The sequence below is a fragment of the Streptomyces antarcticus genome, assembly GCF_026627255.1.
GTDB classification, from domain to species: domain Bacteria; phylum Actinomycetota; class Actinomycetes; order Streptomycetales; family Streptomycetaceae; genus Streptomyces; species Streptomyces antarcticus.
Window position 1 is genome coordinate 26,081 of sequence record NZ_JAPNLM010000015.1, and the last position, 20,962, is coordinate 47,042.

Sequence of the window (20,962 nt, forward strand, 5' to 3'; positions counted from 1 at the left end):
GAGGGCCCGGCGATGCGACGCAGAGCGAGCCTTGTCCTGCTGGCCCTAGCCGTCTTCTGCGCGGCCCTCGCGCCGCTGCTGCGCTGGTACGCGTACCCGCGGCTCGCCAAGATCCCGCCGAACCAGTACCAGGAGGTGGTCCTGGAGGCGAAGGACGCGACCCTCATCGACTACCTCGACGGCATGAAGCCCAAGAAGGTCGACAAGGTCACCATCGTCCAGACCCTCAAGGGCGACGTGGAGGCCTCGAAGGAGATCGAGGCGAGCGCGGGCCGGGACGTCGTCGTGTGGGACACCCTTTCCCACGTCATCGGCCCGGACGGCAAGATGGTCTCCCAGATACCCGAGCGCTACATCTTCGACGCCCACACCCAGGACCCGGTGCACGCCACCGGCGAGATGGTCGACGGGGACGCCGTCAAGCGTGAGGGCATCGAGTTCAAGTGGCCCTTCTTCACAGAGCCGCGCGACTACCTGTACTTCGACGCGCAGACCCGCACCTCGTCACCGATCCACTACGTCGGACCGCGCACCTTCAAGGGCATGGACGTCTACTACTTCGAGCAGACCGTCCCCTGGACCAAGGTCCCCATGCCGAAGAAGATGCCGATCGAGGGCATCGACCCGACGACGCTCGAACAGACCACCGGCACCACCCTCTGGTACACCACCAAGGCGATGTTCTGGGTCGACCCGGTGACCGGCGCGCCCGTCAACGCCGAGCAGCAGATCCAGCAGGAGATGCGCGGCGGGTTCGCGGCGGCGGCCCCCGACGGCAAGATCACCGCATTCGCCGGGCACGTGAAGATGCGCGAGGACTACAGCGACCACACCGTCGAGCTCGTCAGGTCGAACCGTACGAAGGTCCTCGCGCTCCACACGTACGCCCCCGCCGGCCTGGCCGCCGGCGGGCTGGTCTTCCTCGGGCTGGCGCTGTGGCTGGAGGCCCGGAGCAGGCGGCCGCCGGACGCCGGGGACCGCGGGGACCGAGGGGACGGCAGGGGCCGCGGGGACGGCGCGCTCAGCGCTTGAGCCGGGCGCTGGTGTACCGGGTGGCCTCGGCGGTCGCCGGGTCCTCCGGCCACGGGTGCTTCGGGTACCGGCCGCGCAGCTCGGCGCGGACGGCGCGGTAGCCGCCCCGCCAGAAGGAGGCGAGGTCGGCGGTGACGGCCGCGGGCCGCCCGGCGGGGGACAGCAGGTGGACGAGTACGGGCACCCCCGCCACCCGGGGCGTCTCGGCCAGCCCGAACAGCTCCTGGAGCTTCACGGCGAGCACCGGCTGCTCCCCGGAGTAGTCCACCCTGACGCGGGAGCCGCTGGGCACTTCGATCCGCTCCGGGGCCAGCTCGTCGAGCCGGGACGCCTCCCCGGTGGCCCACGGCAGCAGCCGGTTCAGCGCCTGCGCGGCGCTGACGCGGCCCAGGTCCGAACGGCGCCGGGCCCGGGACAGTTCGGGCTCCAGCCAGTCGTCGGACCGGTCCAGCAGGGCGGCGTCGTCCGCTACGTCCGGCCAGCCGCCGCCGAGGGTGCGGTGCAGGAACCCCAGCCGGGCCCGGAGCGCCTGCGCGTCGGCGGACCAGCGCAGCAGGCCGAGGCCCTCGGCGCGGAGCCCGTCGAGCAGGGCCGCGCGCACCAGCGCGGGATCGGGGTCCCGCAGGGGCCGTACGGCCAGCTCGACCGCCCCGAGGCGTTCGGCCCGGCGGGCGACGAGGTCACCGTCCTCCCAGCGGACCTCCTCGGCGTCCGAGTGGAGGTGCCCGGCGGCCAGCCGGGCGGTGTCCTCGTCGATGACGGCGGCCAGCCGGATCCGGGCCGAGGCCGAGTGCGGAGCCCGGTCGGCGACCGCCACCGCCAGCCAGGGAGCGCTGCGCAGCCCGGACCCGTCGCCCAGCTCGGCGCCGGTTCCGGAGGCCATGAGGAAGGCCCCCTCTCCCCGCGCCCGCGCCACCCGCTCCGGGAACGCGAGCGCGGCGACGAGCCCCGCGGCGGCGTCGTCGGGAAGCGCCGCCCCGGCCGAGCGCCCGGCGGCGCCCCGGGCGGCGCGCCCCGCGGCACCCCCGGCGGTGCTGCCGGACCCTGCCGTGTCGCGGGACCCTGCCATGCCGCCGGACCCCGCGGGGTCGCGGGCGGAGCGCCCCGCCGTGCTGCCGGACCCCGCGGAGTCGCCGGGCGCGGGTCCCGCCGTGTCGCCGGGTCCCGAGGAGTCACGGGGCGCGGGTCCCGCAGTGTCGCCCGCGGCGCGCTCCAGGCGCCCGGTCTCCGCCCGCCAGCGCGCCGCGTAGGCGTCGCCGCCCCGTCGGGCCGCCCGCCACGCGCCCGCCAGATCGTCCCCGTACTCCCGCGGCGGTTCCTCGCTCAGCAGCGCCACCACCTCGGCCGCCCGCCGGGACCCGAGGGCCGGGGCGCCGTCGAGCAGGGCCCGGGCGAGCCGCGGGTGGAGCCCCAGCCGGGCCATCCGCGCGCCGCGCGGCGTCGGCCGTCCGGCGGGGTCCACCGCGCCCACCGCGAGCAGCACCTCGCGCGCCGCGGCCATCGCCCCGGCAGGGGGCGGGTCCAGCAGCGCCAGCCCCGCCGCGTCCGGGTCGCCCCAGCACGCGGCCTGGAGGGCGAACTGCGCCAGGTCGGCGATGCGGATCTCGGGCGCCGGGTAAGAGGGGAGGCGGGCGTCCTCCGCCTCGGTCCAGCAGCGGTACACCGCGCCCGGCGCCTCGCGTCCGGCCCGCCCCGCCCGCTGGCGCCCGGCCGCGCGGGACGCCCGTACGGTCGCCAGCGCCCCCAGCCCCCGCGCGTGGTCCACCCGGGGCTCGCGCGCCAGCCCGGAGTCCACCACCACCCGTACCCCCGGCACGGTCAGGCTCGACTCCGCGACCGCCGTCGCGAGGATCACCCGGCGGTGCTCCGAAGCCGTCAGCGCCGCGTCCTGTACGGCCGCCGGGGCCCGGCCGTGCACCTGGAGCACCTCCGCGTCCACCCCGCCCAGCTGCCCGGCGACCCGGGCGATCTCCCCGACGCCGGGCAGGAAGCACAGCACGTCGCCGGAACGTTCCGCCAGCGCCCGCCGCACCACCGACGCCACGTGCGTCAGCTGCGCCGGGTCCACCCGCATCCCGTGCGGCGGCCGCACCGGCCGGGCGGGCGGCGCCCAGACCGTCTCCACCGGGTACGCGGTCCCCGCCGCCTCCACCACCGGCGCGCCGCCCAGCACCCGGGACCAGCCCGCCGCGTCGGTCGTCGCGGAGGCCGCCACGAGGCGCAGCTCCGGCCGCAGGGTCTCCCGTACGTCCAGCAGGAAGGCGGCGACGGTGTCGGCGTCGAGGTGCCGTTCGTGGCACTCGTCCAGGACCACCACGTCCACGCCCGTCAGCTCCTGGTCCCGCTGGAGCCGCTGGAGCAGGACGCCCGTGGTGACCACCTCGACGACGGTCGACGGGCCCGCGACCCGCTCGCCGCGCACGGTGAAGCCCACCGAGGCACCAACCCGCTCGCCCAGCAGCCAGGCCATCCGCCGCGCCGCCGCCCGGGCGGCGATCCGCCGGGGTTCGGCGACCACCACCCGGTGACGCGGCCCGCCGCCCACCAGGCCGGCGAGGACCAGGGGCACCAGGGTGGTCTTGCCGGTGCCGGGCGGCGCGCACAGCACGGCGGTGCCGTGGCCGTCGAGCGCGGCCGTGAGCGCCGGCAGGGCCTCCCGTACGGGAAGGGCGTCGAGGTCGCGGGTGCGGGGGGTCGGGGACACGGTCAGTCGCGCTCGCAGACGAAGATCGCGGTGCCGGGGATCAGGTTGCCGCGCAGCGGGGACCAGCCGCCCCACTCCTGGCTGTTCCAGGCGGGCCACTCCGGCTCGACCAGGTCGACCAGGCGGAAGCCGCCGGCGACGACGTCGCGCACGCGGTCGCCGACCGTGCGGTGGTGCTCCACGTAGACGGCGCGGCCCTCCTCGTCCTGCTCGACGTACGGGGTCCGGTCGAAGTAGGACGCGGAGACGGACAGCCCCTCCGGACCCGGCTCGTCGGGGAAGGCCCAGCGCAGGGGGTGGGTGACGGAGAAGACCCAGCGGCCGCCGGGCCGCAGGACGCGGCGGACCTCGCGCATCACGTTCACCGGATCGGCGACGAAGGGGACGGCGCCGTACGCGGAGCAGGCCAGGTCGAAGGAGGCGTCCCGGAAGGGCAGCCGGCCGGCGTCGGCCTCGACGAGCCGGACCGCCGGCACGTCGGAGCCGCCGATGCGCAGCGCGTGCTGGAGCTGGCGGTGGGAGAGGTCGAGGGCGACCGGACGGGCGCCCCGGGCGGCCAGCCAGCGCGAGCACTGCGCGGCGCCGGCGCCGATCTCCAGGACGTCCTTGCCCTTGAGGGACTCGGCGGGACCGAGGAGGGCGGCCTCGGCCTCGTCGAGCCCCTCGGGACCCCAGACGAACCGGTCGTCACCGAGGAACGAGCCGTGCTCGTTCTGGTAGTCGTCCGCGTTGCGGTCCCACCAGCCTCGGGCCGCTCGGCTGCTCTCCGCTTCCCCGGCGTCACGCCGCGTGGCCTCGGCGTCGTCCTCGGGGCCCTGATCGGCTCCGCGGGCGTCTTCGTGGGCGTAGTCCTCTTGGTTCATGGGGCCCGTCGTCGTAGTCTGCGAATGTCTGCGGAATCCGGCAGGGACGTCCCATTGGGGCGTCCCCGCCTACGAATTGTGCCGGTAATGCGGCGATCCGCCCGTGGTGTGCGCCTTCGCGCATTGACCCTGTCCGGCTGCCCCCGTATGCTACAAGTTGCGCTGCGAGCCTGTGCTCCTCAGACCTAGCAGGCTGCGCTTGTATTTGTTGAGGTCACCTCGGTTTTCGAGGCCCCTCCGCATCTGCGGAACGGGGGTCTCCTTGGCTGTCCGGCTTCGACAGATGCCGATAAGGGCTCCCGGCGTAGCAGTACCTACGACTTTCTGTCCGTAACCGGAGCCCTTTCCCACATGACGAGCAGCACCGAGACCACCGCCACCACTCCGCAGGTTGCGGTCAACGACATCGGCGACGCGGACGCGTTCCTCGCGGCGATCGACGCGACGATCAAGTACTTCAACGATGGCGACATCGTCGATGGCGTCATCGTCAAGGTTGACCGGGACGAGGTTCTCCTCGACATCGGTTACAAGACCGAAGGTGTCATCCCGAGCCGCGAGCTGTCGATCAAGCACGACGTCGACCCGAACGACGTCGTCAAGGTCGGCGACGAGATTGAGGCCCTGGTTCTCCAGAAGGAGGACAAGGAAGGCCGCCTGATCCTCTCGAAGAAGCGCGCTCAGTACGAGCGTGCCTGGGGCACCATCGAGAAGATCAAGGAAGAAGACGGCATCGTCACCGGTACCGTCATCGAGGTCGTCAAGGGTGGTCTCATCCTCGACATCGGCCTCCGCGGCTTCCTGCCGGCCTCTCTCGTCGAGATGCGTCGCGTCCGCGACCTCCAGCCCTACGTGGGCAAGGAGCTCGAGGCGAAGATCATCGAGCTGGACAAGAACCGCAACAACGTGGTCCTGTCCCGCCGCGCCTGGCTCGAGCAGACCCAGTCCGAGGTTCGCCAGACGTTCCTCACCACCCTGCAGAAGGGTCAGGTCCGCTCCGGCGTCGTTTCCTCGATCGTCAACTTCGGTGCCTTCGTGGACCTGGGCGGCGTCGACGGTCTCGTGCACGTCTCCGAGCTGTCCTGGAAGCACATCGACCACCCGTCCGAGGTTGTCGAGGTCGGCCAGGAAGTCACCGTCGAGGTCCTCGACGTCGACATGGACCGCGAGCGTGTCTCCCTGTCGCTGAAGGCGACGCAGGAAGACCCGTGGCAGCAGTTCGCCCGGACGCACCAGATCGGTCAGGTCGTCCCGGGTAAGGTCACCAAGCTGGTTCCGTTCGGTGCGTTCGTCCGCGTGGACGAGGGCATCGAGGGTCTGGTCCACATCTCCGAGCTGGCCGAGCGCCACGTGGAGATCCCGGAGCAGGTCGTCCAGGTCAACGACGAGATCTTCGTCAAGGTCATCGACATCGACCTTGAGCGTCGCCGGATCTCGCTGTCGCTGAAGCAGGCCAACGAGTCCTTCGGTGCCGACGCGGCGTCGGTCGAGTTCGACCCGACCCTGTACGGCATGGCCGCGTCGTACGACGACCAGGGGAACTACATCTACCCCGAGGGCTTCGACCCCGAGACCAACGACTGGCTCGAGGGCTTCGACAAGCAGCGCGAGACCTGGGAGACCCAGTACGCCGAGGCGCAGCAGCGCTTCGAGCAGCACCAGGCTCAGGTCATCAAGAGCCGCGAGGCCGACGAGGCCGCCGCTGCCGAGGGCGCTGCCGCTCCGGCCGCGAGTGGCGGCAACGTCTCCGCGGGCATCTCGGGCGGTTCGTACTCCTCGGAGTCGGACGAGACCTCTGGCGCCCTGGCGTCGGACGAGGCCCTCGCCGCGCTCCGCGAGAAGCTGGCCGGCGGCCAGAGCTGATCGCAGCACGCTTCGCACCCCGGTGTGAGCATGTCGAGCAGAGCTGAACAGAGTTGAAAGGCAAGGCCCGTCCCCTCAGGGGGGCGGGCCTTACCGCTGTCCCGGCCGCGGTGGCCGATCGCCGAGTCGGGGCGGCCGGCGGCCGGATGATCCGTCGCGTTCTCGTGAAGGGCGTCAACTGGGGAATGGCGGCGCGCGTTTGGACGTTCTTCCAGAGAACGAGGCGAGGAGGAGTGGTGACGGTGCTTGATCCACAAGGTCTGTACGAATGGGATGCCAAGGGCCTGGCGGTGGCCGACCTGGCTCTCACCCAGGACTCGGCCGGGCTGGTCATGCTGTACCACTTCGAGGGGTACATCGACGCGGGTGAGGCCGGGGAGCAGATCGTCGAGCGTCTCCTCGACACGCTGCCCCACCAGGTCGTGGCCCGCTTCGACGCCGACCGGCTGGTGGACTACCGGGCCCGGCGCCCGCTGCTGACGTTCCAGCGCGACCACTGGACCGAGTTCGAGGAGCCCCAGCTGGAGGTCCGGCTCGTCCAGGACGCCACGGGAGCGCCCTTCCTGCTGTTCTCCGGCCCCGAGCCGGACGTGGAATGGGAGCGCTTCGCGCTCGCCGTCCGGCAGATCGTCGAGCGCCTCGGCGTCCGCCTCTCGGTCAACTTCCACGGCATCCCCATGGGCGTCCCGCACACGCGCCCGGTGGGCATCACCCCGCACGGCAACCGGACCGACCTCATGCCGGGGCACCGCAGCCCCTTCGACGAGGCCCAGGTGCCCGGGAGCGCCGAGTCGCTGGTCGAGTTCCGGCTGGGGCAGGCCGGGCACGACGTGCTGGGCGTCGCCGCGCACGTACCGCACTACGTGGCGCGTTCCGCGTACCCGGACGCCGCGCTGACGGTGCTGGAGGCGATCACCGCGGCCACCGGGCTGGTGCTGCCGGCGGTGGCGCACGCGCTGCGGACCGAGGCGCACCGTACGCAGACCGAGATCGACCGGCAGATCCGGGAGGGCGACGAGGAGCTGGTCGCCCTGGTCCAGGGGTTGGAGCACCAGTTCGACGCGGCCGCCGGGGCCGAGACCCGGGGCAACATGATCGCCGAGCCCGCAGAGATCCCGTCGGCCGACGAGATCGGGCGGGAGTTCGAGAAGTTCCTGGCGGAACGCGAGGGTGAGAACTGACGCCGGAACCGACCCCGGCTGGGGAGCCGCTGGGGAGCCGGCGGGGTGACCGCGGAGGTGCAGGGGGCTGTGGTGGCCACGGGGGCACCCCCTAGGCTGCTGGGCATGCTGAAAGTAGGACTGACGGGCGGAATCGGCGCCGGCAAGAGCGAGGTCTCGCGGCTGCTGGCGGGGTACGGGGCGGTCGTCGTGGACGCCGACCGCATCGCGCGGGAGGTGGTCGAGCCCGGAACACCCGGGCTCGCCGCCGTCGTGGCGGCGTTCGGCGAGGCGGTGCTGACCGCGGAGGGGACGCTCGACCGGCCGCGGCTCGGATCGATCGTCTTCGCCGACCCGGAGAAGCTGCGGACGCTGAACGCGATCGTGCACCCGCTGGTCGGGGCCCGGTCCGCCGAGCTGGAAGCCGCCGCGGGGGCCGACGCGATCGTCGTGCACGACGTACCGCTGCTCACGGAGAACGGCCTGGCCCCGCTCTACGACCTGGTGGTCGTGGTGGACGCCTCCCCGCAGACCCAGCTCACCCGGCTCGTCGCGCTGCGCGCGATGGCGGAGGAGGAGGCGCGGGCCCGGATGGCCGCGCAGGCCACGCGGGAACAGCGGTTGGCGGTGGCGACGCTCGTCATCGACAACGACGGGCCGCTGGAGGCCCTCGAACCGCAGGTGCGCAAGGTCTGGGAAGAACTCACGGCGCGGGCGGCGGAGCGGTCCGTCTCCGGAACCTGAGGCACCTGGGGAAGAGCGCGATCCAAGGGCGGAAGCGTCGAAGGCGCCCGCAGAGGGAAGGAACAGATCGTGTCCGACACCACGCCGCCGTCGTCCTCGTCCTCGTCGTCCTCGTCGTCCGGCGCGGCCAGCCCGGAGACGCACGTCATCGACTACCGGGCCGCCGAGCAGCTGCTCGCCGCACGTGACCCGCGCGGCGCGGTCAAGCTGCTCGACTCCGTCATAGCCGCCCACCCGGAGAACACCGCGGCTCGGCTGCTGCGCGCCCGGGCCTTCTTCGCGTCCGCCCAACTGCGCCCGGCGGAGCTCGAGTTCGAACTGGTCCTGGAGCGGGAACCGGACAACGCCTTCGCCCACTTCGCGCTGGCCCGTACGTACGAGCGCTCCGGCCGCCCCCAGCAGGCCCGCAAGCACTTCCGGCTCGCGGCGGCCCTCGACCCCCGGCCGGACTACCTGGCGGCGGCCCGCTTCGAGGACTGAGCCGCGGTCCGGGCGGGCCGCGGTGCTCGGTGCCTGGTGCCCGGTGCTCGTGCGTACGGGCCTCACGGGCCGGGTGGCGGCTCGTACGGCGGGACGTCCCGTCCGGGCTGGTAGTGCGGCCCCTGGCGGATGTGGCGGACCACCACGGCGAGGTCCACGGCCGCCAGCAGCGCGATCACCCCGCAGGCCGCCGCCCACCCGGGGCGGCCTGCCAGCGCGAACAGGGCCGTCCCGGCGGCGGCCCAGGCCAGTCCCCACAGGCTCAGCCAGAACCTCAGCCGCAGCGGACTGCGGGCGGTCACCGGCTCGTTTCCCGTACGACGCATGCTCATCGCCTCGGTTCCATGGTCCCACCGGGGCGGCCGCGGCGGGGGGCTCCGGGACCCGGGATCAGGACCCGGGCACCCGGGGATCAGGGGTTGAGCTTGTTCACGGCCTTGGTGGTGGTCTTCTTGAAGGCCGGAACCGGGGCGTCGGTCAGGTATCCCATCTGGCTCCACTTGACGACCGTCACGGTGGAGCCGTCCCGCCCGATGCCGAAGAGGGCCACGCCCGGCTCGGACTCGGGGATCGAGGTGTGCACGCCGTAGACGTGGGCGCCCTCCTCGACGGAGAGCTTCCCGTAGTCCTGCCAGGAGGCGGTGCCGCCCGGCATGGTGCGCAGCCAGTCGGAGGCGCAGGCCGCGACCTTGCGCTTCAGGGCGGCGGCGAGCTTGACCGCCGCGGCGTCCGAGGCGGCCCGTACGGAGACCTGCACGGCGCCGGCGTCGACATCGGTGCCGAACGAGCGGTGCCAGCTGCCGACCGCCGGGAGAGCACCCTCGAGGCAGAACGGTGCGGTCTCGGGCAGCCCCTTGGTGACCTTGCCGGCGTACCAGGGCGAGCTGGCGTGCGGCGGCAGGTCGGTGCCGCTGATGAACCCGGGGGCGGTGACCGCCGCCGTGGCCGTGGACGAGGCGGTGAGGACGAGCGCGGCGGCCGCCGCGAAGAGCGCGGTGGAGAGGGTGGCGGAGGCGCCTGAACGACGGAACATGGGTGGATCTCCCCGTTGGTGTCGGTGCGTTGCGGTACGGGGACAACCCTGCCCCGGTGCGGGGTGTCGGGCGACGGATCGCGGGGGATTCGGGACACTGGAACGGCCGTACGTGCTGTCACCTGGGGGAACACCCGCTGCATGGAACGGCGTCGTGGGACGGGGGAACGCCGTGGGCGTGGGTGGGGACAGGGACATGGGGACGGGAACGGGCATGGGGACGGGTTCGGGTACGGGGTCGGGCGAGTCGGAGCGGTTCGCGCGGCTGATGCGGGAGTTGAAGGAGCGCGCGGGTCTGAGCTACGGGGCGCTGGCGCGCAAGCTCCACACGAGCACCTCGACCCTGCACCGCTACTGCAACGGGGAGGCGGTGCCGACGGAGTTCGCGGTGGTGGACCGCTTCGCGCGGGTCTGCGGGGCCTCGCAGGGGGAGGCGGTGGACCTGCACCGGGCGTGGCTGCTGGCGGACGCGCGTCGACGGGCGGGGGCTCTCGGGGCGGGAGCGGTGCCGGTGCCGGTTCCGGTCGAGGGGGCCGAGGCGGCCGCGGAGCCCGGGGCCGCCTCGGAGGCCGGGGGAGCGGTGGACGGCGGAGCGGTGGCCGTCGTGCCGCCGCCTGCGGGCGATGTCGCGCGGGAGTCTGCCCGGGATGCGGATGCGGATGCGGATCCGGGTGCCCCCGCACCGGCACCCGCCGCTGGTGGGGGCGGGGCCGGTGCGGAGCTTGGCCTGGCCGATGTGGTGGACCTCGTAGCGCCGGAGCCGGTCGTCCGGCTCCCCTGGTACCGGCGCCGGGCGGCCGCGGTCACTGCCGCCGGGGTGACCGCGGGCGTCGTCGCCGTGGCGGTGCTGGCCGCCGCCGGTCCGGAACGGCCCGTGCGGCCGGCCGGGACCGCCGCGGGTCCGTCGGAGTCCGCTGCCCCGGCTCCGGTTTCGGCGCCGCCCGGCGCGACGGCCACGGCGCCGGGTTCCGCGGTGCCCTCGCCGCCGCCCTCGGACTCGGCGGCGGCATCGGGAGCGGCATCGGCCCCGGGAGCGCCGTCCGCGTCGGCGCCGGGGCAGCCGCCGGGTGCCTCGGCGGCCCCGGCCACGGGTCCGGGTCCGGCGCAGGGCCCGGCGGTGCCGGTCAGGGCCGCGGTCCGGTCGCACGTCTGGGCGGCGGGATGCGACCACGCCTACCTGACCGGGCGCGGTCCCGCCGCGGTGCCCCCGCCGCCCGTGGAGGCGGACGCGCCCGCCTGGGCCTCCGCGCAGCGGGCCGTACACGCCGGGCAGCAGATCCTGGAGGTCACCGTGCACGGCGCGGGTGCGGGCGCGGTGGTCCTGGAGGGCCTGGACGTACGGGTCACGGCGCGCCGCACCCCGCCGGCCTGGAACGTCTACCAGATGTCGCCGGGCTGCGGCGGGGCGCTCACCCCCGCCGTCTACGCCGTCAACCTGGACGCGCCGCGCCCCGTGGTCCGGCCCGTCGACGGGGGCGACTCCGAGGGCAGGATCCCGGCGCCCGCGTTCCCGATGCGCGTCTCGGCCGCCGAGCCGGTGGTCCTGCGGGTCAAGGCCGCCACCACGGGCTGCGACTGCGACTGGTACCTCGACCTGCGCTACACCGGACCGTCCGGTTCCGGCAGCCTGCGCATCGACGACAACGGCCGCCCGCTGCGCACCGCCGCCGCGACGGGGCGCCCGGTGTACGGGTACGCGTCGGACCAGGGCCGCTGGGCACGCTGACCCCGCCACTCGCCGGTCCTGGTCCTGGCTACGCCGCCCCGGTCCCGGTCCCGGTCCCGGTCCTGGCCAAGCCACCCCGGTCCCAGCCCCGGCCCCGGCTCCGAGGTACGTGCAGGTCAGCGGCGTTGTCAGTGGGCACGCCTAGACTCGGCGGCACAGGAGACCCGTATCGGGACCTCGTGGGGATCCGTCTCGGATCCGACTCGGATCCGTATCGACGGGGAGGGAGGGGGACGCGGTGAGGGCGACATCGGAGCCGCCGCAAGCGCAGCCGCGACAGCCGTGGCCGCGGTCACCACAGCAGCCGCGGTCACCACAGCGGCCGCGGTCACCACAGCGGCCGCAGCCGCACGGGCAGCCGTCGCGCGCGTCGGAGCAGCCGCAGCCCGCCGACGCCGCGCTTGCGCTGCTGCGCCATGCCGCCGTCTTCCTGCCCGCCGCCGTACCCCGTGAGGGCCGTGTGGCCTTCTGGGCGCCCGACGGGGACGACCTGCCCGAGGTGGGCCGGCCGGCCCCGCTCACCGTCGTGCGCCCGTCCGGCTCGGGGGCGCGCAGCCGGACCGTGCCCTCCGTGAGCCTCTCCGTCACCGTCGCCCTGCCCCTGCTTGTACGGGCGCCCCGCAGCCCCGCCGCGCATCCCGCCACCCGCGCCTGGGGCACCGCCGCCGTCCAGGCGCTCACGCTGGCCGCCCGCGGCCGCCTGCTCCCCGGCCTGACCCCCGAGGGGATCGACGCGTGGCGTGCCGGTCCGCTCGAAGCGGCCGACGTCGACCACCTCCGGGCGGTCGCCGCCGCGCTGCCGCACGAGGGGTACGCGACCCCGCTGGCCGGCCGCCGCCCGCTCCAGCTGCCCGAGCCGGAGGCGCTGGTCCGCGCGTTCCTCGACGCCGTGGCCGACGGCCTGCCCCGGACGCCCGCCGCGGGCGTGGCCGCCGGGCGGCCGTTCGCCGCCCGGGAGCCGCAGCGGGTGCCCGGGATACAGGACTGGGCCGCCCAGGTCGCCGCCGGTTCCGACACGGGCGTCGGGATCTCGCTGCGGCTCGACCTGTCCTCCTTCCGCCTCTTCGACGAGGCCGAGGAAGAGGACACCCGGCGGGCGGGCGCCGCCGTGGTCCAGGTGCACAGCCTCGCCGACCCCACCCTGGTCACCGACGCCGCGGCGCTGTGGGCGGGCGCCGCCGCGGCCGGGTTCGGCCCCCGGGCCCGGATCGACGCCGTGCTCGCGCTGCGCCGGGCCGCGCGGGTGTGGCCGCCGCTGCTGCGGCTGCTGGACCAGCCCGCGCCCGACGCGCTCGCCCTCTCGGACCCGGAGCTGGAGGACCTGCTGGGCGCCGCCGCGACCCGGCTGGCGGCCGCCGGCGTCCTGGTCCACTGGCCGCGCGAGCTGGCCCGTACGCTGTCGGCGACCGCCGTCGTACGGTCCACGGCGCCCGGCTCCGCCACCGACGGCACCGCCTTCTTCGACGCCGAGCACCTCTTCGCCTTCTCCTGGGAGCTGGCGCTGGGCGGCGACCGGCTGACCCCGGGCGAGATGGACGCCCTCTCCACGGCCCACCGGCCCGTGGTGCGGCTGCGGGACCAGTGGGTGCGGGTCGACCCCGAGCTGGTGCGCAAGGCCCGCAAGCGGGAACTGGGCCTGCTGGACCCGGTGGACGCCCTGGCCGCCGCGCTCTCCGGCACGGCCGAGATCGCCGGAGAGCCGGTCGAGGTGGTTCCCGTCGGGGCGCTGGCCGCCCTGCGGGAGCGGCTGACGGCCGAGCTGGCCCCGCTCCCGCAGCCGGCCGCGCTCAAGGCCACCCTGCGCGACTACCAGGCGCGCGGCCTGGCCTGGCTGGACCTGATGACCTCCCTCGGCCTCGGCGGGTGCCTCGCCGACGACATGGGGCTCGGCAAGACCGTCACGCTGATCGCCCTGCACCTGCACCGGGACCGCCCCGAGCCGACGCTCGTGGTCTGCCCCGCGTCCCTGCTGGGCAACTGGCAGCGGGAGATCGAGAGGTTCGCGCCCGGCACGCCCGTGCGCCGCTTCCACGGCGGCAGCCGCAGCCTCGACGGCCCGGAGTCCGGCGCCGGCGGGTTCGTCCTCACCACGTACGGGACGATGCGGGCCAGTGCCCCCCTCCTCGCCGAGCAGCGCTGGGGCATGGTCGTCGCCGACGAGGCCCAGCACGTCAAGAACCCCCACTCGGCGACCGCCAAGGCCCTGCGGACGATCCCGGCGCCCGCCCGGGTGGCACTCACCGGCACTCCGGTGGAGAACAACCTCTCCGAGCTGTGGGCCCTGCTCGACTGGACCACACCCGGGCTGCTGGGACCGCTCACCACCTTCCGGGCCCGCCACGCCCGCCCCGTCGAGCACCAGCAGGAAGAAGACGGCGGGAACGAGGCGGCGGTCGCCCGGCTCGCCGCGCTCGTCCGGCCGTTCCTGCTGCGCCGCAAGAAGTCCGACCCCGGGATCGCGCCCGAGCTGCCGCCGAAGACGGAGACCGACCACCCGGTCTCGCTCACCCGCGAGCAGGCCTCGCTCTACCAGGCGGCGGTGGACGAGGCGATGGCCGTCATCGGATCCAGCGAGGGCATCGAGCGACGCGGCATGATCATGAAGCTGCTGGCCTCGCTCAAGCAGATCTGCAACCACCCCGCGCAGTACCTGAAGGAGGACCGGCCCCGGATCCCGCACCGCTCGGGCAAGCTCGCCCTGCTCGACGAGCTGCTGGACACGATCCTCGCCGAGGGCGGCTCGGTGCTGGTCTTCACCCAGTACGTGACCATGGCCCGCCTCATCGAGCGCCACCTGTCGGACCGCGGGATCTCCCACCAGCTGCTGCACGGCGGGACGCCGGTGCCGCGCCGTGAGGAGCTCGTCGACCGCTTCCAGGACGGCGAGGTCCCGGTCTTCCTGCTGTCCCTCAAGGCGGCGGGCACCGGCCTGAACCTGACCCGCGCCGGACACGTCATCCACTACGACCGCTGGTGGAACCCGGCCGTCGAGGAACAGGCCACCGACCGCGCCTACCGGATCGGCCAGACCCAGCCCGTACAAGTCCACCGGATCATCGCCGAGGGCACCGTCGAGGACCGGATCGCCGAGATGCTGGAAGCGAAGCGGGCCCTGGCCGACGCCGTCCTCGGCTCCGGCGAGGCGGCGCTGACCGAGCTGACCGACCGCGAGCTGGCGGACCTCGTCTCCCTGCGCAGGCCCGCGTGATCACCGCGCGGGACGACCGCCGCCGCACCTTCGAGACCCTGCCCGCGGGGACGGAGGCGGCCAGCTGGTGGGGCCGGGCCTGGGTGACCTCGCTGGAGGAGACCTCCCGCGACGCGGCCCGCCTGGCCCGGGGCCGTACGTACGCCGCCGAGGGCCACGTCGACGCGGTCACCGTCACCCCCGGCCGGATCGTGGCGTACGTACGGGGGAGCCGGGCCCGCCCGTACCGCACCGAACTGGCCCTGCCCGCCTTCGCGGACGCGGAGTGGAGCGAGCTCCTGGAGGCGGTCGCCGCCGACCCCGCCGCGCTCGCCGCCCTGCTGGAGCGGGAGGTCCCGCAGAGCCTCGCCGGGACGGTCCTGCCCGGTGCGGGCGAACTCTCCCCGCGCTGCTCCTGCCCGGACGTCGCGCGCCCGCCGTGCAAGCACGCGGCGGCCCTCTGCTACCGGGCGGCCCGGCTCCTCGACGAGGACCCCTTCGTCCTGCTGCTCCTGCGCGGCCGCGGCGAACGGGAGCTCCTGGACGAGCTGACCCGCCGCAACGCCGCCCACGCCGCCCGTGAACAGCCCGGCACCGCCCCGGACTTCCCCGGCGTGCCCGCCCGTGACGCGCTGGCCCGCCGCGGCCTGCCGCCGCTGCCGGCGCCCTCGGCCGTGCCCGCCGTGACGGGAATCCCGCCCGCCTACCCCGCCGACCCGGCGGCCCCCGACCCGCTGGCCCTGGACCAGCTCGCCTCCGACGCGGCCGCCCGTGCCCTGGCCCTCCTCACCACCGGCGAGGACCCCATCGCCGGCCTCGGCCTGTGGGAGGACGCCGTCCGGCTGGCCTCCGCGCACCCCACCGCCGGGCTGACCGGCGCGGCCCGCACCCTGTACCGCGACCTGGCCCGCGCCACCGGCCGCACCACCACCGACCTCGCCCGGGCGGCGGCGGCCTGGCGACAGGGCGGCCGGGCCGCGCTCGCCGCCCTGGAGGAGCCCTGGGATCCCCCGGCCGGCCCCTTCGACCGGGCCCGGCCGGCGCTCCTCGCCGCGGCCCCGGGCTCCTTCCGCCCCGACCGCAACCGCCTCACGTCCGGCACGCGCCAGCTCCGCCTGGGCCGCGACGGCGTCTGGTACGCCTACGAGTCCCGCCCGGACACGGAGGACTGGTGGCCCACGGGCCGCCCCTCACCGGACCCGGTCACCTCCCTGCTGGGCTGAGGTCCGCCGCCCAGCGGGTCAGGGCCGAGAAGTCGCGGTCGCGCAGGCCGTGGCGCGGGTGGACGCGCAGGAGGAGGGCCGGGGCCGGGTGGTGGGCGGCGACCCAGGCACGGTCGAGGGGGGTGATCATGTCGTCGACCCATGCGAAGGGCCGGCCGGCCGCCCAGTCGACGAGGGCGCGGGTCTTCCAGGAGAGACCGTCGGGGTCCGGAGTGAACAGCTCCGGCCACTCGATCACGGGAAGGTCGCCGGGAAGCCCGATGTGCGGCGCGATCATCGTGTTGGCCTGGTGCATCCAGGTGGTGGCCCAGGCGAGTTCGTACGGCAGGGCTGTCAGCCGCGCGCCGTGGGCGGGGTGGAGACGCACCTTGAGACCCCGGCGGGCACTGCGGGAGGCCGGGTTCCGGCGGGACATCCAGATGGTCGGGCGCATCCGGTGGCCCGCGTAGCCGCGCAGACCCGCGAGACGCGACCGGAACGGGTTGAGGGGGCCGTCGACGTCGAGGAGGAGCAGCGGGCGATCAGTCATGAAGTAGGCACTACCCAGTACACGATGGGGTGAAATGCCTACCGGCTCTATAACCCGAATGGGTTCAGGGCGTTGTTCCGGTACGGGCGCGATGCCCGTGAACTCCTCCGGAAGGCAGGGAAACTGATGCGTCACAGTCGACGAAATGGCTTGATCGCGGCGGTTGTCGCGGGAGGTGGGCTGGCGGTCGCGGGTGTGGGTGGCCTGGCCCACGCTGATGCGGACGCGGCGGGTAAGGCCGAGCGCTCCCCGGGGCTGCTCTCCGGGAACCTGGTGCAACTTCCCGTGAACGCACCGGTGAACCTGTGCGGCAATACCGTCAGCGTGGTCGGCGTGCTCAACTCGGCCACGGGGAACCGATGTGCCAACGAGGTGCCAGGAGGGGGACGGGACCATCCGGGGCCGCGGTCCGGGCACGCCTCGAACTCCGGACCGGGCACCGCGGGTCACGGTGGCGGGGCGGTCGCCGATGGGCGCGGAAAGGATTCGCCCGGGGTGCTGTCCGGCAACGGGCTCCAGCTGCCGATCGAGTTGCCGCTCAACGTCAGCGGCAACTCCGTCAACGTCGTCGGCATCGGGAACACCTCGAACGGCAACACCTCCGTCAACGGCGAGACGCCCAGCGGTCCCAAGCCCGTCCAGCCGCCCGTCCAGCCGCCCGTCGTGAAGCCGCCGGTGACGCCGCCGGCGCCGCAGACCCAGAGCCTGCCGCCCCAGCCCGCGGAGCCGCGGCCCGGCGAGGCGCTCGCGCACACCGGGGCGGACGGCGTCGGCTACCTGCTGCCCGGCGGGGGCGCGCTGCTGCTGGGCGGGGTGCTGCTCTACCGCCGGTTCCGCCTCAACTGACCTCGGCCGTACGCCAGCCGTCGAGGACCGCGTCGATCCGCGCGGCCAGCCGGGCGCGGGCCGCGAACCGGGGGACCCCCGCCATCAGCAGGGCGTCGTACTCGGTGTCGACGTGCCGCACCGCCGCGCGGACCGCGGCCGAGACGGCCGGTTCGTCGAGCGCCCGGCCCGCCGCGCTGCGCCCCACCCGGCCGCTGCCCCGCACCGAGGCGTGGGCGGCGATGGCGTGCGTCCGGTCGGCCGGGCAGCCGGGGAACAGCCGCCGTATCTCCGCGGCGAAGGCGGCCGTGAACCGGACGTCCTCGGCCGCGCGGCGCAGCCGGTCGCGCTCCCGGCGGCGGGCCCGTGCCTCGGCGTCCGCGAGGCAGGCGCGTTCCGCACGGGCCAAGGCCGCGTCCTCGACGAGGAGGCCACGGCGCTCGTAGCGCCGCCGGCGCCTGTCGAAGCGGACGACGACGGCGGAGAGTGAACTCGCCTCCCGGGAACGCCGGGTGAGCGCCGCGTCCCCCCGCGGGAGGAAGACCAGGTGCCCCAGGTCGGCGCAGTCCAGGCAGCGCGGCACGCCGCACTCGCGGACGAGGTGCCGGAGCGGGCCCTGCCGGCACTCGGCGCAGTTGATCTGTTTCAGGGACTCGAACACCACCGGGCTCATACAGGTGTGATACCGCCGTGCGGGCCCTGTATCACCCCGTGTGGCAGGGAGGTTGATGTTTCATCGATTCCTTGGGGATGTGGTGAGGTCCTCCTACGGTGGAGGCGAGTGGGCCGGGACCGGTCCACCGGGGAGGACACATGGGCGGGCGGCAGACGACGGTACGGTCCGCGGGGGCGCGCGTCGCCCCGGAGCCGGCCGGGCGGGAGGTGGTCATCGCGCCGGGCGGCTGCACGGGCTGGCACTACCACCGGGTCCCGTTGAACGCCGTCGTACGGGCGGGGACGCTGACCCGGGTCCTGCACGACCGCTCGGTCGTGGTGCACCGGGCCGGATCCGCCTTCGTGGAACCGGCGGGAGCCGACCACGTCCACCTCGGCCACAACCTGGGCGGCGAGCCGGTCGTGCTCTACGTGACCCCCGGGCTCCGTACGGCTGCGGGAACCCCCTTCGCCATAGCCACGCCCGCCCCGCCCGGTGCCACGCGGGCGGTGTGCCGCGAACACGCGCCGTGAGCGGGCGCGATGATCCGGCGCCGTGAACGGGCGCGGCCAGTAAGCGCCGTGGTCCGGCCGCCGCGGGTACGCGCCGGGGTCCGGCCGCGCTGGTACGCGCCGTTGGCTGGTCGGGGCGCGGCGACCACGCGCGGTCGGGGCGCGGCGACCACGCGCGGTGCCCCGCGCCGTGGTCCGCCGCCGGGTGCCCGGGTCCTCACACCAGGCGGCGAATCTCCCCGCGCACCCGGTAGAAGCCCCCCGAGGCCGGGTGCAGCCCGTCCACCACGTACCGGGCGCCCGCCTCCCGTATCCCGCGCGGGAACTGCACGTTCCACGAGGGCTCGAAGCCGCCCGACACCACCTGCACCCGTGTCCGGCCGCCCTGCTGGATGCACTCCACCACCACACCGCCCGCCGGAGCCGCGGCCACCGAGACCGTCGCCACCGCCGAGGCCGACGCGGCCGGGGTGTACACGGGCAGCGCCGCCGCCGACTTCACGTCCATCGCCGCCGGAACGGATCCCTGCTGGGCGGCCGCGATCGCCTGCTCGCTCGCGTCGACGCAGACCAGCGAACCGTCCGTGGTGACCAGGTACAGCCGGCCGTCCAGGTACTGCATGGACAGTGCGGACCCGCACCCGGTGCCCAGCTTCCACAGCCGCCGCCCGTCCGCGTCGAAGCAGTACACCGACGAGGAGTAGTCGCCGGCGAAGACGTGCCTGCCGTCCGGTGAGGTCGCGCACGAGTACACGGCCGCGTCGCACAGGTACGTGGCCTCCACCGCGCCGGTGGCCTTCGACAGCCGCTTCACCGCGTGCCGCCCGGTGCCCGCGTACACCGCGTGCTCCTCCTGCCAGCCGAACAGTACGGAGCCGCCCGTGTCGGTGTGCCACAACTCCCGCCCGCCGTCGGCGGCGTAGGCCGTGACGCCCCGGCTGTGCCCGTGGTAGACGCCCCGCTCGTCGGCCCTGACCATCCAGGCGTTGGAGCCGCCCGAGCGCCGCGACCACTGGAACTCGTCCTCGTGGTCGATGACCGTCAGACCGCCACTGCGGTCCGACACGTTCAGCACGCCCTCGCGGATGTCGAGCCAGAAGATGTCCACGTCCGCCGCGATGTCGTACGCCCCGAACGGCACCTTCGAGGACAGGTCGTACACCGTGCCGTCGTCACAGCCCGCGTAGATCCAGAACTCGTCCGCCACCAGGCACTTCACCCCGTCCGGCAGCGAGTACCGGGCCAGCACCTCGCCGCTGTGGCTCAGCGTGTAGACGTCCCCCGCCTGGTTGCCCACCCAGCAGCGGTCCTCGTCCACATGGATGCCGAACGCCGAGGAGCCGGTGCGGAAGCGCCACAGGACCGGGGCCACCGACCGCGCCGTGGACGGCGCCGAGGTGACCTGGCGGCGGGTCACCGACCGGGCGGTGCGCTGCCCGCGCACGGCCGTGGCGTACCCCTTGCGGACCTTCTCCCCGACCTTCTTCGCGGCGGCAGCCCGGGCCTTCTCGGCGGTCGGGAACGAGGAGCTCTGCACCTGTCCGTCCGCACCGATGCGTCCGTACCGCACGGTGACGTCCGCGCCGTCGACCGTCACCTCGTAGAACTTGTGCGCGGCGCCGTCCTCCTGCGACAGCTCCAGGTACGTCGTCTCCCGAGCCATGACAGACCCCTCCCCAAGGTCGGGCCGCCGACTCCTGTCCGCCGGTGATCCCTCGTGAAAAAGCTAAGGGCCGCCACTGACAATGGGCCGGTGCAGCTGGAACCGATCACCTGGCAGCGGATGGCCGAGCGTCTCGCCGGTCACCTCGACGACCTCGCGGCCGCCCCGGAAGGGGGTGGCCGGCAGCGGACGGGCATTGACGGGGCGCCCGCCGCCGGGACCGGCGTGCTCGCCGAGGCGCTCGCCGACTCCCTGCGCCGGCGCGGCCGTTCGGTGCTGGTGGTCCCGGTCGCGGGATTCCTGCGGCCGGCCTCCCTGCGCTACGAGTTCGGCCGCGAGGACGTGGACTCCTACCTCGGCGGCTGGTACGACACGGCCGCGCTGTGGCGGGAGGTGTTCGGGCCGACGGACCCCGGGGGCACCGGCCGGGTGCTGCCCGATCTCTGGGACCCCGTCACCGACCGGGCCACCCGCAGCCCGTACGCGCACCTTCCGCCCGACGCGGTGGTGATCGTGCACGGGCCGCTGCTGCTCGGCCACTGGTTCCCCTTCGACCTGAGCGTTCACATCCGCCTCTCCCCCGGGGCGCTGGCCCGCCGCACCGAGGAGCCGGACCGCTGGACCCTGCCCGCCTTCGCCCGCTACGAGGCCGACACCGACCCGGCTTCGGCCGCGGACGCCGTGGTCCGCGCCGACGACCCCCGCCACCCCGCCTGGACCGGCATCCGCGGCGCCGACACCGCTACCGGCGCCGGTGCCTGAC

At 74.6% G+C, this 20,962-nt stretch carries 18 protein-coding genes; 11 read left to right on the forward strand and 7 right to left on the reverse strand.

Translation table 11 applies throughout. The features are described from left to right. Positions 1–12: 12 nt before the first annotated feature. Positions 13–1,032: a cell envelope lipid trafficking protein PgfA gene (gene pgfA / locus OTB16_RS22325; RefSeq protein ID WP_267722273.1), complete on the forward strand. Its 1,020-nt coding sequence runs from the start codon at positions 13–15 to the stop codon at positions 1,030–1,032. Here the strand turns inward: pgfA and OTB16_RS22330 are convergent. Both OTB16_RS22330 and OTB16_RS22335 read right to left on the reverse strand, forming a co-directional pair. Then, on the reverse strand, positions 1,022–3,736 hold the full coding sequence (locus OTB16_RS22330) for an ATP-dependent RNA helicase (protein WP_267722274.1): 2,715 nt from the start codon (positions 3,734–3,736) through the stop codon (positions 1,022–1,024). The genes pgfA and OTB16_RS22330 overlap by 11 nt on opposite strands. A gap of 2 nt (positions 3,737–3,738) precedes the next feature. After that, positions 3,739–4,599, reverse strand: a complete 861-nt coding sequence (locus OTB16_RS22335; RefSeq protein ID WP_267722275.1) for a class I SAM-dependent methyltransferase — start codon at positions 4,597–4,599, stop codon at positions 3,739–3,741. A 351-nt stretch (positions 4,600–4,950) separates the two neighbouring features. Between OTB16_RS22335 and rpsA the strand changes: the two genes are divergently transcribed. The 4 genes from rpsA (at position 4,951) to OTB16_RS22355 (ending at position 8,846) form a co-directional block, all read left to right on the forward strand. Beyond that, a complete protein-coding gene (gene rpsA / locus OTB16_RS22340) occupies positions 4,951–6,462 on the forward strand; it encodes a 30S ribosomal protein S1 (protein WP_267722276.1) in 1,512 nt (503 codons plus the stop codon). A gap of 242 nt (positions 6,463–6,704) precedes the next feature. After that, entirely contained in the window at positions 6,705–7,643 is a 939-nt protein-coding gene (locus tag OTB16_RS22345) for a PAC2 family protein (protein WP_267722278.1), read from the forward strand. A 105-nt stretch (positions 7,644–7,748) separates the two neighbouring features. Beyond that, on the forward strand, positions 7,749–8,366 hold the full coding sequence (gene coaE, locus OTB16_RS22350) for a dephospho-CoA kinase (protein WP_267722279.1): 618 nt from the start codon (positions 7,749–7,751) through the stop codon (positions 8,364–8,366). Between the two features lie 69 nt (positions 8,367–8,435). Further along, the gene (locus OTB16_RS22355) at positions 8,436–8,846 is read left to right on the forward strand and encodes a tetratricopeptide repeat protein (RefSeq protein ID WP_267722281.1); all 411 of its coding nucleotides are present in this window, start codon (positions 8,436–8,438) and stop codon (positions 8,844–8,846) included. Between the two features lie 62 nt (positions 8,847–8,908). Here the strand turns inward: OTB16_RS22355 and OTB16_RS22360 are convergent, their stop codons facing one another. Together OTB16_RS22360 and OTB16_RS22365 are read right to left on the reverse strand one after the other, a co-directional pair. Next, the gene (locus OTB16_RS22360) at positions 8,909–9,178 is read right to left on the reverse strand and encodes a DUF6343 family protein (RefSeq protein ID WP_267722282.1); all 270 of its coding nucleotides are present in this window, start codon (positions 9,176–9,178) and stop codon (positions 8,909–8,911) included. 80 nt (positions 9,179–9,258) lie between these two features. Then, entirely contained in the window at positions 9,259–9,879 is a 621-nt protein-coding gene (locus OTB16_RS22365) for a hypothetical protein (RefSeq protein WP_267722284.1), read from the reverse strand. 196 nt (positions 9,880–10,075) lie between these two features. Between OTB16_RS22365 and OTB16_RS22370 the strand changes: the two genes are divergently transcribed. The 3 genes from OTB16_RS22370 (at position 10,076) to OTB16_RS22380 (ending at position 16,015) form a co-directional block, all read left to right on the forward strand. Next, positions 10,076–11,605 carry a helix-turn-helix domain-containing protein gene (locus tag OTB16_RS22370; protein ID WP_267722285.1) on the forward strand — a complete coding sequence of 510 codons (1,530 nt, stop codon included), beginning with the start codon at positions 10,076–10,078 and terminating at the stop codon, positions 11,603–11,605. Between the two features lie 406 nt (positions 11,606–12,011). After that, a complete protein-coding gene (locus OTB16_RS22375; protein WP_267722493.1) occupies positions 12,012–14,813 on the forward strand; it encodes a DEAD/DEAH box helicase in 2,802 nt (933 codons plus the stop codon). Next, the gene (locus tag OTB16_RS22380; RefSeq protein WP_267722286.1) at positions 14,810–16,015 is read left to right on the forward strand and encodes an SWIM zinc finger family protein; all 1,206 of its coding nucleotides are present in this window, start codon (positions 14,810–14,812) and stop codon (positions 16,013–16,015) included. The genes OTB16_RS22375 and OTB16_RS22380 overlap by 4 nt, the downstream gene beginning before the upstream one ends. Here OTB16_RS22380 and OTB16_RS22385 read toward each other — a convergent pair. Further along, positions 15,996–16,544: an HAD domain-containing protein gene (locus tag OTB16_RS22385; RefSeq protein WP_267722287.1), complete on the reverse strand. Its 549-nt coding sequence runs from the start codon at positions 16,542–16,544 to the stop codon at positions 15,996–15,998. The two genes, OTB16_RS22380 and OTB16_RS22385, sit on opposite strands and share 20 nt — an antisense overlap. A gap of 126 nt (positions 16,545–16,670) precedes the next feature. On the opposite strand from OTB16_RS22385, the gene OTB16_RS22390 reads away from it, so the two are divergent. Next, positions 16,671–17,390 carry a chaplin gene (locus tag OTB16_RS22390; protein WP_267722288.1) on the forward strand — a complete coding sequence of 240 codons (720 nt, stop codon included), beginning with the start codon at positions 16,671–16,673 and terminating at the stop codon, positions 17,388–17,390. Here OTB16_RS22390 and OTB16_RS22395 read toward each other — a convergent pair. Beyond that, positions 17,383–18,042: a DUF2293 domain-containing protein gene (locus OTB16_RS22395; protein ID WP_267722289.1), complete on the reverse strand. Its 660-nt coding sequence runs from the start codon at positions 18,040–18,042 to the stop codon at positions 17,383–17,385. The genes OTB16_RS22390 and OTB16_RS22395 overlap by 8 nt on opposite strands. A gap of 140 nt (positions 18,043–18,182) precedes the next feature. Here OTB16_RS22395 and OTB16_RS22400 point away from each other — a divergent pair, with 140 nt between their 5' ends. After that, positions 18,183–18,557, forward strand: coding sequence for a cupin domain-containing protein (locus OTB16_RS22400; protein ID WP_324290265.1), 375 nt, complete (start codon positions 18,183–18,185; stop codon positions 18,555–18,557). Positions 18,558–18,753: 196 nt separating this feature from the next. On the opposite strand, the gene OTB16_RS22405 is transcribed toward OTB16_RS22400, so the two are convergent. Then, positions 18,754–20,199 (reverse strand): WGR domain-containing protein, encoded by a 1,446-nt coding sequence (locus OTB16_RS22405; RefSeq protein ID WP_267722290.1) that lies wholly within the window; start codon positions 20,197–20,199, stop codon positions 18,754–18,756. 90 nt (positions 20,200–20,289) lie between these two features. Between OTB16_RS22405 and OTB16_RS22410 the strand changes: the two genes are divergently transcribed. Continuing rightward, entirely contained in the window at positions 20,290–20,961 is a 672-nt protein-coding gene (locus OTB16_RS22410; protein WP_267722291.1) for a nucleoside/nucleotide kinase family protein, read from the forward strand. Position 20,962: the final 1 nt, after the last annotated feature.